Source organism: Paenibacillus beijingensis (assembly GCF_000961095.1).
In the GTDB taxonomy this organism is placed as follows: domain Bacteria; phylum Bacillota; class Bacilli; order Paenibacillales; family Paenibacillaceae; genus Paenibacillus_O; species Paenibacillus_O beijingensis.
In genome coordinates this window covers 4,628,222-4,643,258 of record NZ_CP011058.1, presented here as the reverse complement: position 1 = coordinate 4,643,258, position 15,037 = coordinate 4,628,222, and the positions used below count along the sequence as shown (strand labels likewise).

At 53.2% G+C, this 15,037-nt stretch carries 17 protein-coding genes; all 17 read right to left on the bottom strand.

Annotation, left to right across the window (positions count from 1 at the left end; genetic code table 11):
- Positions 1-2 precede the first annotated feature (2 nt).
- A complete protein-coding gene (gene rseP, locus VN24_RS21035; protein ID WP_045672027.1) occupies positions 3-1,277 on the bottom strand; it encodes an RIP metalloprotease RseP in 1,275 nt (424 codons plus the stop codon).
- An 80-nt stretch (positions 1,278-1,357) separates the two neighbouring features.
- Positions 1,358-2,497, bottom strand: coding sequence for a 1-deoxy-D-xylulose-5-phosphate reductoisomerase (locus VN24_RS21030; RefSeq protein ID WP_045672026.1), 1,140 nt, complete (start codon positions 2,495-2,497; stop codon positions 1,358-1,360).
- Between the two features lie 190 nt (positions 2,498-2,687).
- Complete coding sequence (locus tag VN24_RS21025) at positions 2,688-3,482, bottom strand: phosphatidate cytidylyltransferase (protein ID WP_045672025.1); 795 nt, start codon at positions 3,480-3,482, stop codon at positions 2,688-2,690.
- A 26-nt stretch (positions 3,483-3,508) separates the two neighbouring features.
- Complete coding sequence (locus VN24_RS21020) at positions 3,509-4,273, bottom strand: undecaprenyl pyrophosphate synthase (protein ID WP_045672024.1); 765 nt, start codon at positions 4,271-4,273, stop codon at positions 3,509-3,511.
- Positions 4,274-4,363: 90 nt separating this feature from the next.
- The gene (gene frr / locus VN24_RS21015; RefSeq protein WP_045672023.1) at positions 4,364-4,918 is read right to left on the bottom strand and encodes a ribosome recycling factor; all 555 of its coding nucleotides are present in this window, start codon (positions 4,916-4,918) and stop codon (positions 4,364-4,366) included.
- A gap of 1 nt (position 4,919) precedes the next feature.
- Positions 4,920-5,648, bottom strand: coding sequence for a UMP kinase (gene pyrH, locus VN24_RS21010; protein WP_045672022.1), 729 nt, complete (start codon positions 5,646-5,648; stop codon positions 4,920-4,922).
- 134 nt (positions 5,649-5,782) lie between these two features.
- Positions 5,783-6,433: a translation elongation factor Ts gene (tsf, locus tag VN24_RS21005; RefSeq protein WP_045672021.1), complete on the bottom strand. Its 651-nt coding sequence runs from the start codon at positions 6,431-6,433 to the stop codon at positions 5,783-5,785.
- A gap of 121 nt (positions 6,434-6,554) precedes the next feature.
- Complete coding sequence (gene rpsB / locus VN24_RS21000) at positions 6,555-7,253, bottom strand: 30S ribosomal protein S2 (RefSeq protein WP_045672020.1); 699 nt, start codon at positions 7,251-7,253, stop codon at positions 6,555-6,557.
- A gap of 191 nt (positions 7,254-7,444) precedes the next feature.
- On the bottom strand, positions 7,445-7,990 hold the full coding sequence (locus VN24_RS20995; RefSeq protein ID WP_045672019.1) for a hypothetical protein: 546 nt from the start codon (positions 7,988-7,990) through the stop codon (positions 7,445-7,447).
- Positions 7,983-8,555: a hypothetical protein gene (locus VN24_RS20990; RefSeq protein ID WP_045672018.1), complete on the bottom strand. Its 573-nt coding sequence runs from the start codon at positions 8,553-8,555 to the stop codon at positions 7,983-7,985. The genes VN24_RS20995 and VN24_RS20990 overlap by 8 nt, the downstream gene beginning before the upstream one ends.
- 54 nt (positions 8,556-8,609) lie before the next feature.
- Positions 8,610-10,013, bottom strand: a complete 1,404-nt coding sequence (locus tag VN24_RS20985) for a flagellar assembly protein A (protein ID WP_238590744.1) — start codon at positions 10,011-10,013, stop codon at positions 8,610-8,612.
- Positions 10,014-10,031: 18 nt separating this feature from the next.
- Positions 10,032-10,820, bottom strand: coding sequence for a FliA/WhiG family RNA polymerase sigma factor (locus tag VN24_RS20980; protein ID WP_045672017.1), 789 nt, complete (start codon positions 10,818-10,820; stop codon positions 10,032-10,034).
- A 73-nt stretch (positions 10,821-10,893) separates the two neighbouring features.
- Entirely contained in the window at positions 10,894-11,331 is a 438-nt protein-coding gene (locus tag VN24_RS20975) for a hypothetical protein (RefSeq protein ID WP_045672016.1), read from the bottom strand.
- A gap of 1 nt (position 11,332) precedes the next feature.
- Positions 11,333-11,827: a chemotaxis protein CheD gene (locus VN24_RS20970; RefSeq protein WP_045672015.1), complete on the bottom strand. Its 495-nt coding sequence runs from the start codon at positions 11,825-11,827 to the stop codon at positions 11,333-11,335.
- Complete coding sequence (locus VN24_RS20965) at positions 11,824-12,444, bottom strand: chemotaxis protein CheC (RefSeq protein WP_045673532.1); 621 nt, start codon at positions 12,442-12,444, stop codon at positions 11,824-11,826. The genes VN24_RS20970 and VN24_RS20965 overlap by 4 nt, the downstream gene beginning before the upstream one ends.
- 5 nt (positions 12,445-12,449) lie before the next feature.
- A complete protein-coding gene (locus VN24_RS20960; protein ID WP_045672014.1) occupies positions 12,450-12,911 on the bottom strand; it encodes a chemotaxis protein CheW in 462 nt (153 codons plus the stop codon).
- A gap of 71 nt (positions 12,912-12,982) precedes the next feature.
- Positions 12,983-15,025, bottom strand: a complete 2,043-nt coding sequence (locus VN24_RS20955) for a chemotaxis protein CheA (protein ID WP_045672013.1) — start codon at positions 15,023-15,025, stop codon at positions 12,983-12,985.
- Positions 15,026-15,037 lie beyond the last annotated feature (12 nt).

Genomic DNA, 15,037 nt, shown 5'->3' with positions numbered 1-15,037 from the left:
CTCTAACCTTTTACTAATCTTAAAATATCGTTATATGTTACAGCCAGCATAAGCAGCATCAGCATCGCAAAACCGATAACGTGCACCATACTTTCCCGGTTCGGATCGATCGGACGGCCGCGCAGCGCCTCAAGCCCGATAAAGACGAGCCTGCTTCCGTCGAGCGCGGGGATAGGCAGCAAATTGAAAATGCCGAGATACAAGCTCAGCAGCGCGGCCCAGCTGGTCAGCTGCGTAATGCCCTGCTTGGCGATCTGCCCCGTCACTTCCGCCGTGCGCACCGGTCCGCCGAGATCGTCCAGCTTGAAGTCGCCGACGATAATTTTCAGGAATCCTTGAAAAATGCTGATCGTCATTTGCTTCATTAATTTCGCAGAACCGGAAATCGTCTCCGCGAACGTTGCCGAACGCGTCGGGTAAGCGGCGGTGATGCCGACCTTTCCGAGTCCGCTCTGCGGATCTTTAACGGGCGTCATCTCAAGCTCCATCGCTTTGCCCGCGCGTACGATGTCCAGCTTAATCGGAACTCCGGCCGACTTGCCGATGATTCCGATCATTTTGTCGTAATCGGCTCCGATATTCGTGCCGTTCACCGAAACGATCCGGTCGCCCTTCTTCAGCTCCGCTTTCGCCGCCGGCATCCCATCCACTACGCTGTTTACGAGCAGGTGGTCCGGGTTGCTGACGGTGACGCCGGCCATTTGAATATAGGCTGCAAACAACGCAAACGCAAGCACAAAGTTCATCAGCGGTCCGGCAAATATCGCCATCGCCCGCTGCCCGACCGTTTTGCTGCCGTATTGTCTGTCGACCGGGGCGATTTGGGTTTCTTTCCCTTTCGTCACCATAAACGCCTGCGGGTGGACGTCAAAACGTTCCGCCGCCCCTTCGACGTTCAGCGTGAGAAACAGCCGATCTTCCAAATCGATCGCAGTCACTTCGCCGCGAATGACATCGCTGCGCTCATCGAGCCGGTCCAGAAAAATACGCGTTACTTTATTGTCCTTCAGCCGAACGGCGACCGTTTGTCCGCTCTGAATATCGACGATTTCCGGATCTTCCCCCGCCATCCGCACGAAGCCGCCTGCGGGAATGAGACGCAGCGTGTAGCGCGTTTCGCCCCTTTTGACGGAAAGCAGCTTCGGCCCGAAGCCGATTGCAAATTCACGGACCAATATGCCGGCACGTTTGGCAAAAAAGAAATGTCCCCATTCATGAATGGTGACAATGACGAAAAATACGAGAACGGTCAAAAAAACGACCTGAATCATCTGCATGTAATGGCCTCCTGTCGGTAACGTAACGGCTTGTATTTAGATTATCATTATTCTCCCGCCCGTTACAAGAGAACCGGGTTTTACACCCGGGACGCCAGTTCCCTCGCCCATGCGTCCGCTTCGGAGATCGTTTCCAGTTCCGGCCGGCTAATACAATCGTGTTTTGCAAGAACGGTTTCGAGAATATGCTCGATCGCCAAAAACTCGATTTCGCCGCTCAGGAAACGCGCAACCGCCACTTCATTCGCGGCATTGAATACGGTCGGAGCGGTACCGCCCGCCCTTCCGCACTCGTAAGCCATGCGCAGACACGGGAACCGCTGCTCGTCCATCTCGCGAAACTGCAGCGTGCCTACTTTGGCCAGATCGAGCCTCTCCGTCGGCGTCGGACGCCGGTCCGGATAATTTAGCGCGTACTGAATCGGCACTCGCATATCCGGCAAGCCCAATTGGGCGATAACGCTGTTATCCGTAAATTCGACGAATGAATGGATGATGCTCTCCGGGTGAATGAGGACGCCGATACGGTCGTAGTCGACCCCGAACAGCCAGCGGGCTTCGATCACTTCCAGCCCTTTGTTGACCATCGTTGCCGAATCGATCGTAATTTTCGCTCCCATCGACCAATTCGGATGGCTGAGCGCCTGTTCCACCGTTACACCTTTCAGCTGATCGCGCGTTTTGTCGCGGAACGAGCCTCCGGAAGCGGTTAGCGTAATTTTTTGAATATCGGAGCGCTTTTCCCCATTCAGGCATTGAAAAATAGCGGAATGCTCGCTGTCGATCGGCAGCAGCGAAACCCCTTTGTCGGCTGCGGCCTTCGTCACGATATGCCCCGCCGTTACAAGCGTTTCCTTATTGGCCAGTCCAATCGTCCGTCCGGCTTCGATTGCGGCCAGCGTCGCATTCAAGCCGCGGCTGCCCACGATCGCCGTTACGACGAGATCGGCATCGCCTTCACCTGCAAGCTCCACCAAGCCTTGCTCGCCGTAGAGCACTTTTGTCCCGGCCGGGAGATGCTGCGCCGCTTCCGCCGCCGCTTCCCGGGTTGCGAGACAGACTCGCTTCGGCCGAAACTTCCGCGCCTGCTCCAGCAGCAGCGCCACATTGCCGCCGGCTGCAAGCCCCTCCACTTCATAACGTCCCGGATCGCTGCCGATGACATCGAGCGTCTGGGTTCCGATGGAGCCGGTAGAGCCCAGAATCGATATTTTTTTCATGATGATCTCTCCCAAAGGTTTTCCGAAAGGAAAACCACTTCGTAAGCCTTCCTAAGCATCCGTCTGCTGCCGAAACTGCCGCGGTCCTCAGACACGATATATGTACTCGGTTTCTGATGGGCCAAACATTGTTCGGCCGATCCAATATATGCACGGGCCATTTACTTGCACGCCTTATAAAGGCGGGAGCTTACACTGGCACGAGCCCGGTTAACACGAGCAGCGGAAACACGATCAGCCAGCTGTCGCAGCGGTCCAGGACGCCGCCGTGGCCAGGCAGCAGTGTTCCCGTATCTTTAATGCCTCGGACCCGCTTGTAAGCCGATTGGATCAGGTCCCCGAACTGTCCCGCGACAGCGGCGGTAAGTCCGATCAGCAAAGCTTGTCCGACCGACACCCACCCGGGTGAAAATACACTGAACAACAGCGCAACGACGAGCGATACCGCCACTCCGCCAATAGACCCTTCAACCGTTTTGTTCGGGCTGATTGCGGGCCACAGCTTGATGCGCCCGAATGCCCTGCCGATAAAATAAGCGCCAATATCGGAAGCCCATATCGAGCCGAAGCTTAACGTTGTCCAAAACAACCCTTGCGGATCCGAGTCTCGTACCAGCATCATGGCATTAAAGCCGTATCCGAGATATAGAGAACCGAGCAGCATAAGAGCCGCGCCGTCAATTGTCGTGCGATTTTTGGTCAGGACGCTGAGCGCCAGCAAAAGAAGCATCAGCAGCCACAGCATATCGCTGCCTGAAGGCCGCTCCACTTGCAGTAAATCCCATGGAAAAAGAAAAAACAGCATGCCGGCGTAACCAAGCAGCGACGCCGGATGCTGCGGGGCAAAACCGTTCATTCGGGCATATTCGCGAAACCCGATAAGAGCCAGCAGCAGCAACAGCACATAATATGCCCAGCCGCCGATGACAGTCAGCACAACAAATACTGCTCCTGCCAGCAGTCCAGTAATAATCCGTTGCTTCACTAAAGTGCCACACTCCAATGCGGGAGCTACAGTCCGCCGTACCGGCGTGCGCGCCGCTGGTATTCATGAATCGCTTCATGGAAATGTTCTTCCGAAAATTCCGGCCAGTATACATCGGTAAACCAAAGCTCGCTGTATGCAAGCTGCCACAGCATGAAGTTGCTTAGACGCAATTCCCCGCTCGTACGGATGAGCAGATCCGGATCGGGCAATCCGCTTGTCAGAAGCAGATCACCCATCGTTTGCTCCCCGATATTTTCAGGGCTCAACTCGCCTTTTTGCACAGCAGCCGCAATTTCACGGACCGCTTCCATCATTTCTTTGCGGCTTCCGTAATTCAGCGCAAAATTGAGGACAAGCCCCGTATTACCGGCAGTTTTCTGAATGGCCGTCTCAACGGCCTCAAGCGTATAGCCCGGCAGATCCTCTTTGTATCCCATCATCCGGACTTGTACGTTATTCGCGATCAGTTCGTCAAGTTCCAAAGCGAGAAACTCCTGCGGCAGCTTCATTAAAAACTCCACTTCCGCTTTCGGACGCTTCCAGTTTTCAGTAGAGAATGCGTACAGCGTCAAATATTTAACGCCGATCCGGTCTGCAGCCATCGTAATCCGTTTTACGGTCTTCATGCCGGAATGGTGGCCTGCGATTCGCGGCAGTCCGCGGCTCTTCGCCCAGCGGCCGTTCCCATCCATTATGATTGCCACATGCTGCGGTACATTATCAGCCACAGAAGGCTCAGCCGACTGCGGAGATGTTTTGCCGAATTTGGACCAAAGTCGTTCAATCATCTTCGTTCCTCCCAGCCGCAATCCGGCCGTTTTCAGCCGCGATCGTTCCTTTAAGCAATAAACCCCACCTTACGGAGGGGCTTCTATTCATTAAACTTCCATAATTTCCTTCTCTTTGGAAACCAGTACTTTTTCCACTTCTGCAACAAACTTGTCGGTCGACTTCTGAATATCTTCCTGATGGCGGCGCGACTCGTCTTCAGAGATGGACGTTTTTTCCAGCTTTTTAATATCGTCGTTGGCATCACGGCGGATGTTTCGGATCGCCACTTTTGCTTCTTCACCGAACTTTTTCGTCATTTTGACCAGTTCGGTACGCCGTTCTTCCGTAAGCGGCGGAACGGATATCCGAATCGACGTGCCGTCATTCGAAGGCGTCAAGCCCAAATCCGATTTCAAAATCGCTTTTTCAACGGCGGCGATCGACGATTTGTCCCACGGCTGGATAAAAAGCGTACGCGAATCCGGCGTGTTAATGTTGGCCAGCTGGCTGACCGGCGTCATCGCTCCGTAATATTCAACTTGAACGCGGTCGAGCAATGCCGGCGTAGCCCGTCCTGCACGAAGGGTGGCAAGATCGCGTTTCAAAGCGCCAATCGCTTTTTCCATCCGTTCTTCCGCATTTTTTTTAATTGATTGCGGCATCTTACTCTGCACTCCTTTTTACGATCGTTCCGATTTTTTCACCGAGAACGACACGTTTGATGTTGCCTTGTTCGGTAATCGCAAATACGACGAGAGGGATATTGTTATCCATGCACAAAGAGGTGGAAGTGGAGTCCATCACCCCGAGATTGCGGTTAAGCACATCCAAATAAGTCAGCGTCTCGAACTTCACTGCCGAAGCATCTTTAAACGGATCGGCGGAGTAAACGCCGTCGACTTTGTTCTTCGCCATCAAAATGACTTCCGCTTCGATTTCGGCGGCGCGCAGAGCTGCCGTCGTATCGGTGGAGAAGAACGGATTGCCCGTGCCTGCTGCAAAAATGACGACGCGGCCTTTCTCCAAATGGCGGATCGCGCGGCGGCGGATATAGGGCTCCGCAATTTGCTGCATCGCAATCGACGATTGCACACGGGTCGGAACTTCGATCGACTCGAGCGAATCCTGCAAAGCAAGCGAATTCATAACCGTTGCAAGCATGCCCATGTAGTCTGCTGTCGCACGGTCGATCCCTTTTGCGGTACCCGCGATGCCGCGCCAAATGTTGCCGCCTCCGACAACGATCGCTACTTCGACGCCTAGCTCCACAACTTCCTTGATTTGCTCAGCAATAGATGAAATAATGCCGGCATCAATACCGTAGCCCGCCTGTCCAGACAATGACTCGCCGCTAACCTTCAATACAATGCGCTTGTATACGGGACTCTCCATTGTTATACCCTCCATTATCCACCCAATTTGTATTCTTTATATGAGACCGGAGAAGTACCGGTTGTTACCTGCTATGTTTAGTTTAAAAAAAGCGGGGCGGACGCCCCGCCCCGCCTAGCGCGTTCGGATTAAGCTTACAGTTTTGCTTGCGACATTACTTCTTCAACGAAGTTGTCTTGTTTCTTTTCCAAACCTTCGCCAAGTTCGAAACGTGCAAAGCGGCGGATGGAGATGTTCTCGCCGATCGTGCTGATTTTTTCGTTCAGCAGCGTAGCGACCGTTTTGTCCGGATCTTTAATAAAGGACTGTTCGAGGAGACAGTACTCTTCGTAGAATTTGCTGAGACGGCCTTCAACCATTTTCTCAACGATGTGGGCCGGTTTGCCTTCGTTAAGCGCTTGTGCTTTCAAAATCTCGCGCTCTTTGTCCAGCTCTTCTTGAACAACTTCTTCGCGGCGAACATATTTCGGGTTCGCTGCCGCGATTTGCATCGCGATATCTTTTACGAACGCTTTGAACTGATCCGTTTTGGCAACGAAGTCGGTTTCGCAGTTCACTTCAACCAGAACGCCGATCCGGCCGTTCGCGTGGATGTAGGATTCTACAACGCCTTCCGTAGCTGCGCGGCCCGCCTTGTTAGCCGCTGCCGCCAAACCTTTCTCGCGCAGAAGTTCTGCGGCTTTCGTCAGATCACCGTTTGCTTCTTCCAACGCTTTTTTGCAATCGAGCATTCCTGCGCCCGTTTTTTCACGAAGTTCTTTTACTGCACTCGCACTTACCGCCATATTAACTCCTCCTGATTATCAAATCTGCCGCCGGAATCAAAACTCCCCGGATTTACATTCGAAAAAAGGGCGGTGAGGAGGCTTGCACCTTCTGACCACCCTTTTCGCTTCCTAAATCGTCTTACGCAGTCGTTTGCTCGCCTTGGTTCGCTTCCACGATAGCGTCGGCCATTTTGGAAGTGAGCAGTTTGACGGCACGAATTGCGTCGTCATTACCCGGAATGACATAGTCGATTTCGTCCGGGTCGCAGTTGGTGTCGACGATGCCGACGATCGGAATGCCGAGCTTGCGGGCTTCCGCAACCGCGATGCGCTCTTTGCGCGGATCGATGATGAACAGAGCGCTCGGAAGGCTTCTCATGCCTTTGATGCCGCCGAGGAATTTCTCCAGGCGATCTTTTTCTTTGCGAAGAATGATAACTTCTTTTTTAGGAAGCACTTCGAACGTGCCGTCTTCTTCCCAAGCTTCGAGCTTGCGCAGACGTTCGATACGTTTTTGAATCGTTTGGAAGTTGGTCAGCGTGCCGCCGAGCCAACGTTGATTGATGTAGAAATTGCCGCAGCGTGCAGCTTCTTCTTTAACGGAATCTTGTGCTTGTTTCTTCGTTCCTACGAACAGCACCGATCCGCCTTCTTCTGCGATGGAGCGAACAAAATTGTACGCTTCCTCGACTTTTTTGACCGTCTTTTGCAGGTCAATAATGTAAATACCGTTTCTTTCCGTGAAGATATAACGATCCATTTTCGGGTTCCAACGACGAGTTTGGTGACCGAAGTGTACACCTGCTTCAAGCAGCTGTTTCATGGAAATTACCGCCATACCCACAACACCTCCTAAATGGTTTTTGATGGTTTCCTCCGCGAATGTCATCTTCTGTCAAAACTTTCCGCAGCGGAAAGCACCCTTGACAAAATTCATGCGCGTGTGTTTTTAACACCGTGTATTACTATAACACAACGCGTTACATGGCGCAATATCTGTCGCAAAAACACGTCGTGCTTGCTCCGCTCTTATTTTGACTTGCCGTTTGCCGCCATCCATTCCTTGCCTTTCGCCTCAGGCAGCGGCTCGCCGGTAATCGTATTGCGGATATCCTCCATCGCCGGCTTCCCTTCGAACAAAAAATACCCTGCCCGAATGCTGCCGCTAAGTTTTTGTTTCCGTATATAAGCAACAAAAGCCGCCTCATCGCCGATCAAACCGTTGTCCTGCAAAATCGCTGCGGTTTGCGTCAAGCTTGATGAGGGCGGTATGCGGATGACCGTCTTTAATTTCGCGGCCCCGGACTGCTCGGCCTTTGCGGGGGCTTGAGGCTCCTGGGACGCAGCTGAGGAAGCTGCTTCGGAGGCTCCTTCCCGCCTCGCCTTCTCAATCAATGCTGCAACCTCTTGCTCCGTATAGGTTTTGGCTTGTCCGGAATCTTCCGGATTCTCTCCTCCGGCAAACCCGGTCAGCTTTGCCTGCTGGCTCTCGCCCGCGAGCATCAGCTGCAGAAGCAGCGCTCCCGCGATCATGCCGAGACCGAAGCCGGCTCTAAAATTCCGGGATTTAACCATATGCCGTTTCCTCCCGCCTTGCCAGCTGCCGGATGAGCTCGACTTCCCCTTTGTTCATGTTCAATTTCCGGGCCGTTTGCTCGACCGACTGGCCTTGCTCGAGCAGCTCGAGCAGTTCTTTATACCGGGAGCGGATCGTTATCTCCGCTGGTGGTTCGCTCGCATTATTTCGCGCATCCGCTTCGAAGTCCGTCGCGTCATTTGATTCCGCGGCGCGCCACTCTTCAGCTCCTTCCGAAACGGCCATGGAACTTGCCGGGCCGCTTAACGGACCCCTATGTTCAAGCGCAACTTCCAAAGCCGCGCATTTGCGTTCCAGCTCGGCGATTCTCTCCTCACGCTGCTGGGCAAGCAGCATGAATTCCCGCTGCGTTTTCAGCACCTTTTCGGTCAAATTGCGGTTATCGGCCTCCATATTTTCCATGAACACCTCAAGTGCCGTCTCCATGTTATGCAGCGTCTGCGCTTCCTTATTGTCGCCTTTTTTCGCTTTCGGCATCGCCAGTGCCCACACCAGCGCAACTGCGCCGATCAATACTACATAATGCCATGGCTGCAAAGCCAACGCTATCACCTGCCGTATATGCTTGTTATTGTCGTTGAGGCGCTTTGAAAACGGTCAACGGTACGCAATCATCGCGATGTCGCCTTCTGAACACCGGAACGATATCCGCTTTACGGGTTCCTTCACGAAGCGCGTAGAGCGCCCGATCACGATCTTGGTTCCGCCAAAAACGGTGTTGATCACATCCACCTTGGCGTTATTGCTCTCTTCCACCGATTTTTCGATGACCAGCATGCGATCCTTCGATTCTTCAAGCTCCTGCAGCATTTGTTTCTTGGTTGTGCCGAATTTCATGCGCATTTCCATCTTATCGGCGCCAAGCTGTCCGGCTGCTGCCAACTGGTCAAGCAGACTCAATGCTTTTTCGGTTTTATTCAAACTATCGCTAAGCTGTTTGATCGTTTTACGCAGTTCCAGCAGCTCGCTGCGCAGCTCCGGCAATACCCCTACTTCAACGGCCGTTGCGGTAGACATCGAATTGCCGATCACCCTCGCGCTGACGCATTCGCCTGCTTGTATGATTCCGCCGACAATAAGCCCCTTTGCGCCGGTGCACAGCACGGTGCGGCCAGCACGCACGTTCGAATGCATAATGCTCTGATTGACGATCACATCTTCACCGGCGATGACATTTGCGTCTTGAATAAATGAGCTGCGGACGTTCCAACCCGCTTTCACAAGTCCTTTGCCGCCGGCCATGATCCCGCTCGTAATTTCAATCGAACCGTCGGACTCGAGTTCCGCGCCTTCGACGCCGCCGATAATCCGGATATCGCCGGCCGCCCGGATTTTGAAACCCGTCAGCACATTGCCCCGCACAACTACCGTACCGACAAAATCGATATTGCCTGTCCGGTAATCGACGTCCCCATTCACCTCATAAACGGGAAAAACGTTGATTTTGTCATTTTCCGTTTTCGTGACGAGACCGTCCATCGCAGCATATAATGCCGTTTTTTCCGCGTTGAGCACAACATTTTTACCCGCTTTAATTTTTGCTTCCTTACCCCTCCGGCCCGGAATCGGTTCTCCGGTCACCGCCTTGCCGGGTTTTCCTTCGGCAGGTGAAACACACTCTGCAATAAGCTGCCCGCGCTTGACGTTCAACAGCTGTACAATCTCCTTCAGATCGACCTTGCCGTCTTCATTCTCGGCCGGTCCGCGCTTCCCGCTCATATTGATCGCAAATACAAGCCGCCCGTCTTCGCCGGCGACGGCAGGCTGCCCCTGCGCGACAAGCGTTTGCTTCATATAATAAGCTGCAGGTTCATTCGCGATCTGTGCCAAAACATCGGGTAAAATGCCGTATTTGACCCCGCTCTGATGCAAAAACTGTTCGAGCTCATCCGCCGTGCAGGTGAACGTGTCATCGAGACGGACCAGTTGAACATAGGCGCCCAGCTTATCTGTCGATACATCCACACGCAGATTCAATTCCATTTCCCGAACCTGTATCAACCATGTCCCCGCCTTTCGCTACGATTTTTGCATTAACTGGTCTTTTTGTTTGGCTAGAGCGCCCCTCAGCCGCAAGATCGCTTTGGAATGAAGCTGAGAAATCCGCGATGGAGACAAAGACATGACTTCGGCTATTTCGCTTAACGACAGTTCTTCATAATAAAACAAAGAGACAACCGTCCGTTCTTTTTCGGTCAGCCGCTCAATCCCTTTCACCAGCGATTCTTTCAAGAAAAACTCGTGCACCTTGTGATCCGGATTTTTCGCCTTTTCGTCCACGAGCAGCGACATCCGCGTCTCCGCGTCCTCTTCCCGGATCGGGTCCTCGAGGGAGCAAACCGTTGTAACCGCAATTTCTTGCAGCATACCTGTAAATTCCTTTGGCGTCACCTGAAGATAGTCGCTAATTTCCGCGTCGCTGACGGATCTTAAATACCGCTGCTCCAGGTGCTGATAAGCTTCTTCGATTCGTTTCGCTTTTTCCCGCACGGAACGCGGCACCCAATCTCCTTGACGAAGGCTGTCAATAATGGCGCCTCGTATCCGCCAAGAAGCGTACGTTTCGAATTGAAGTCCGCGCTTATAGTCGAACTTATCGATCGCGTCGATCAGCCCCATTACGCCGTTGCTGAATATGTCGTCTTTCGACACATTTTTGGGCAAGCCGATAACCATCCGGTTCGTCACATAATCGACCAGGGGCAGATACTGTTCGACCAGCTGCTTCTTTGCTTCAATATTCCGCTCTTCTTTCCAACTCTGCCACATCTCGATGTTAGACAAATGAGGCGCCTTCGGTTCAATCATCGTCTTTTCGCCCCCTAAAGTTTTGCTGTAAGCAAAACCGCTTCGTAACCGTTCATTTCATCCCGCGTGTCCTTTACTCCTCCTGATTGTTCCAATGACGCACGGCTTCGGCAAGCTCCTGCGGATTTTTGCTCCTGGCGGTGGAAACCAGATGCGGAGGCTTAAGCGGTTTAAATGCGCCCGGCTGAGCCCGAGCCGTATCGTCTTTGCCCGATAACCCGGACCGTAGCAGCTCGTTCAAATCTTCGCCGTTATCCGGGGTGACATAATCCAAATGCTCCCCTTTGCCGGATTGGTCCGGCGCGGCATCCGTCCGCTGCACTCGATCCGGAACGGATATCGTCAGCCGCGCCATCAACCGGATTACGTATCCGAACGCAAAAAAAGCGATAAAAGCGTATATCCCGCGCAAACCGGTAACCGGCAACGGATTTTTAGCTATTGAAACCAAACATGTAAATATAAATCCGACGAGGCCTATCGATACATTCCAGCGCCATGTTCCGATCATGTTACAGCTCCTTTATTCCATGCTGGACGCTGCGTATGGAGAGCGTGCCGCTTGTCGAATCGAGCTCGATGGTGCGGCCGTAATTCCCGCCCGTATCCTGCGCCAAAATCGGAATGCCCAGATCCGCCAAAATCGCGGTGCAAGTCTCCACATTCCGCGGCCCGATTCGAAGCGAGTCTGCTCCTCCCGAAAAAGCGAACATCTGGGCTCCGCCGGCCATTTTCGCAACCATCCTCGCTTTTCGGGCGCCGGCCTCCTCCATGCGTTCAATCAGCTGCGGAAGAGCGGTGTCCGCATACTTGGCGGCATTAATCCGGCTTTCGCGGGCGATTTCCGAGCTCGGGAGCATCACATGCGCCATACCGCCTACTTTCGCGACGGAATCGTATAGCGTAAGGCCGACGCAGGAACCGAGACCGGTTGTTTTCAGCGCTTCGCCGCCGGAAGCAATATTCAAATCGGCCATTCCGACTTTGATCAATTGTTGTTCCGTCATTCAAGCGGCACTCCCAGCGCCCGAAATATTTTCGCAAACGATTCGGGATCGGGGATTAAAAAGAAGTGTCCCTTGAGCGCCTCACTTCCGTCCAGAAAAGCCGTTTCGATCAGCAGAGCGGAATCCCCCATCACCCCGTATTGGTTTAACCCGTAGCTTAGGACGGCGCCCGCCATGTCAAGCGTCACAAATGGAACGCTCGGAGCCATCGAAAGATTTGTAAAGTCGGCTAGCGATGACAGGTAGGATCCCGCCAAAATATTGCCGATCTCGCATAAAGCCGAAAATTCCATCTCGGAATACCGGTCATCTTCCGATGTTTCCATCGCAAGCAGCTGATTCAGCATTGATTTGGCCGATTGCTGCTGGACGATAAAAAACAAATTTCCCGGAGCCTCGCCTTCCACCCTGAGGAAGATGGCAATGACGACCTGTTCCGAACCGCCGACCCGCTCCGCAATTTCTTCAAACGGAACAAGACTGACGCGCGGCACATCCATATCTACAGGCTTGTCCAGCAATAGCGACAGTGCGGTCGCGGCATTTCCGGCTCCTATATTGCCGATTTCCTTCAGGACGTCAAGTTCGAATTCCGCCAGCCGATCAAGAGCGCTCACGAAAATCAAACCTCTAACAATTCCAGCTGAATAATCTCGTTTTTGTTTAAAACTTCGGACAAATTAAGCATAATGAGGAGACGATCGTCGCCTAGCTTGGCGATGCCGCGCAAATATTTGGCTTTAATGCCTCCGACCACTTCGGGCGGGGAAGCGATCGTATCCGCATCGATATCGATGACGTCATTCGCCGCATCGACAATAAATCCGACCTCCATCTCATTCACCGCCACAATAATGATGCGCGACGCATCAGTCGGAGCCGTTTCCGGAAGATTAAAGCGGCCGCGCAAATCAAGAACGGGAACGACGACCCCTCTCATATTGATAACACCTTTAATGAATGATGGCGTTTTGGGCACGCGCGTAATCGGCATCATCCGTTCGATCGTTCGCACTTTTTCCACTTCGATTCCGTACTCTTCATCACCAAGACCAAACACGATTACTTTCAATTCTTCAGCCATCTATACAACCTCCTTAAGGTTTTTCCGAAGGGAAAACCACTTCGTAAGCATATGCATAAAAGTATGGTGCCTCATTGGAACATCGCATTGGGATCGACAATAAGGGCAACCTGACCGTCGCCGAGGATCGTCGCCCCCGAGAACGCTTCGGTGTCCGACAAGTAACTGCCGAGCGGCTTCAGTACAATATCGCTTTGACCGATAAACTCGTCCACCAGTATCGCCGCCCATTTGTCGCCTTTGCGCACGACGATGATTTCCGTTTCTTCTTCGGCCGACTCGTCGAAGTCCGGCGAATCAAGCGCTTTGCTGAGCGATACGAGCGGGATGACTGCATTGCGGTATTGAATCATGCGGCTGCCGTGGACGTTCAATATATGTTCTTTGCGGATCAGGCCTGTCTCCACGATCGAGGAGAGCGGAAACGCGTATTTCTCGCTTCCGAGCTTGATCAGCATCGCCGAAATAATGGACAACGTCAGCGGCAGCTGAATGCTGAATTTCGAGCCGACGCCAAGGGCGGATTCCACATAGACCGTTCCGCCGAGCGAAGCGATTTTGGAGCGTACGACGTCGAGTCCGACTCCGCGGCCGGAAATGTCGGAGATTTTGTCCGCCGTACTGAAACCGGGAGCAAAAATCAGGTTGTTGATTTCGGGTGGCGTCAGCTTGGCCGCTTCTTCAGCCGTTAAAATCCCGTTCTCGATCGCTTTCGCTTTCACTTTATCGCCGTTTATGCCGCGTCCGTCTTCTTCCACTTCGATAAACACGCTATTGCCGCTGTGGTAAGCCCGTAAATATATCGTTCCGGTTTCCGGCTTCCGTGCCGCAATTCGGCCTTCTGTCGTTTCCAATCCGTGGTCAAGCGAATTGCGGAGCAAATGGACGAGCGGATCGCCGATTTCGTCGATGACCGTCCGGTCCAGCTCCGTATCGGCGCCGGTAATGACCAGATCGACTTTTTTGTCCAGCGACTTGGCTATATCGCGAACCATGCGCGGAAAGCGATTAAATACCGATTCCACCGGCACCATCCGCAGCTTGAGCACAATGTTCTGGAGATCGCCGCTTATTCTGGACATATGCTCCACCGTCTCCGTCAGCTCGGGCTTGCGGATTTCGCTTGCGAGCTGCTCCAGCCGGACGCGGTCGATCAGCAGCTCGCTGAACAAATTCATCAGCGTATCCAGCCGCTCGATGTCGACGCGGATCGTCCGCGAAGCGGCAGGAGCCGCGGCTGCGGTTTGCGCTTTTGCGGCGGCCGGCTGCCGCGAAGCCTCTTCCTGCGGCTCGGTCCCGATAGCGGCGGATTGCGGCACTGCGGGCGTCTCCGGCTTGGCAAGCTGCGCAAGCGACTCGGCATCAAGCTGTATGGCTTCGGCCGATTCCACTTCCGAGACCGCTTCGATTTTTGCCTGCAGCGCCGATTGTTCCAGCGGAGATATAAGAATGACGGTGAATGAGCGGTCGAATTTTTCCTGCTCCAAGTCTTGGACCGAAGGATCGGATTTGATGACTTCGCCGTTTTCTTCGAGCACGTTGAATACCATGTAAGCTCTGGCCGCTTTTAATGCACAGTCTTTATCGAGTGCAACTTTGATGTAATAAACAGGCAGACCGCTTTCGATCGATTGGCTGAGGACCGACACCTGGAATTCATCCAAGTTGGCAGCGCCTGCCGCCGGACCTCCCGCTGCCGTATTCACCGGAGGCTGCGCAGCTGCGCTCTTATAGTCGCCTTTCACGATCGACTTAAGCGCTGCTACGATTTCGGACACATCCGCCTTGCCTTCACCGCCGCCGGTAATGTCGCGAACCATCGCCTCCAGCGCATCAAGCGATTTAAACAGCACGTCGAATATAAATGCGTCCATATCCAGCTTGCCGTTCCGGACCAGATCGAGCACATTTTCCATTTCATGCGTGAGCGAAGCCAGATCTTCAAAGCCCATCGTGGCAGACATCCCTTTAAGCGTATGCGCCGACCGGAAAATTACCTGTACGATGGAAAGATCGCCCGGAGAGCTTTCAAGTTGCAGCAAGTTATCGTTCAAAGCTTGAAGATGATCGTTGGATTCATCAATAAACATGGATAAATAAGCGTTCATATCCATCTGCTCACACCT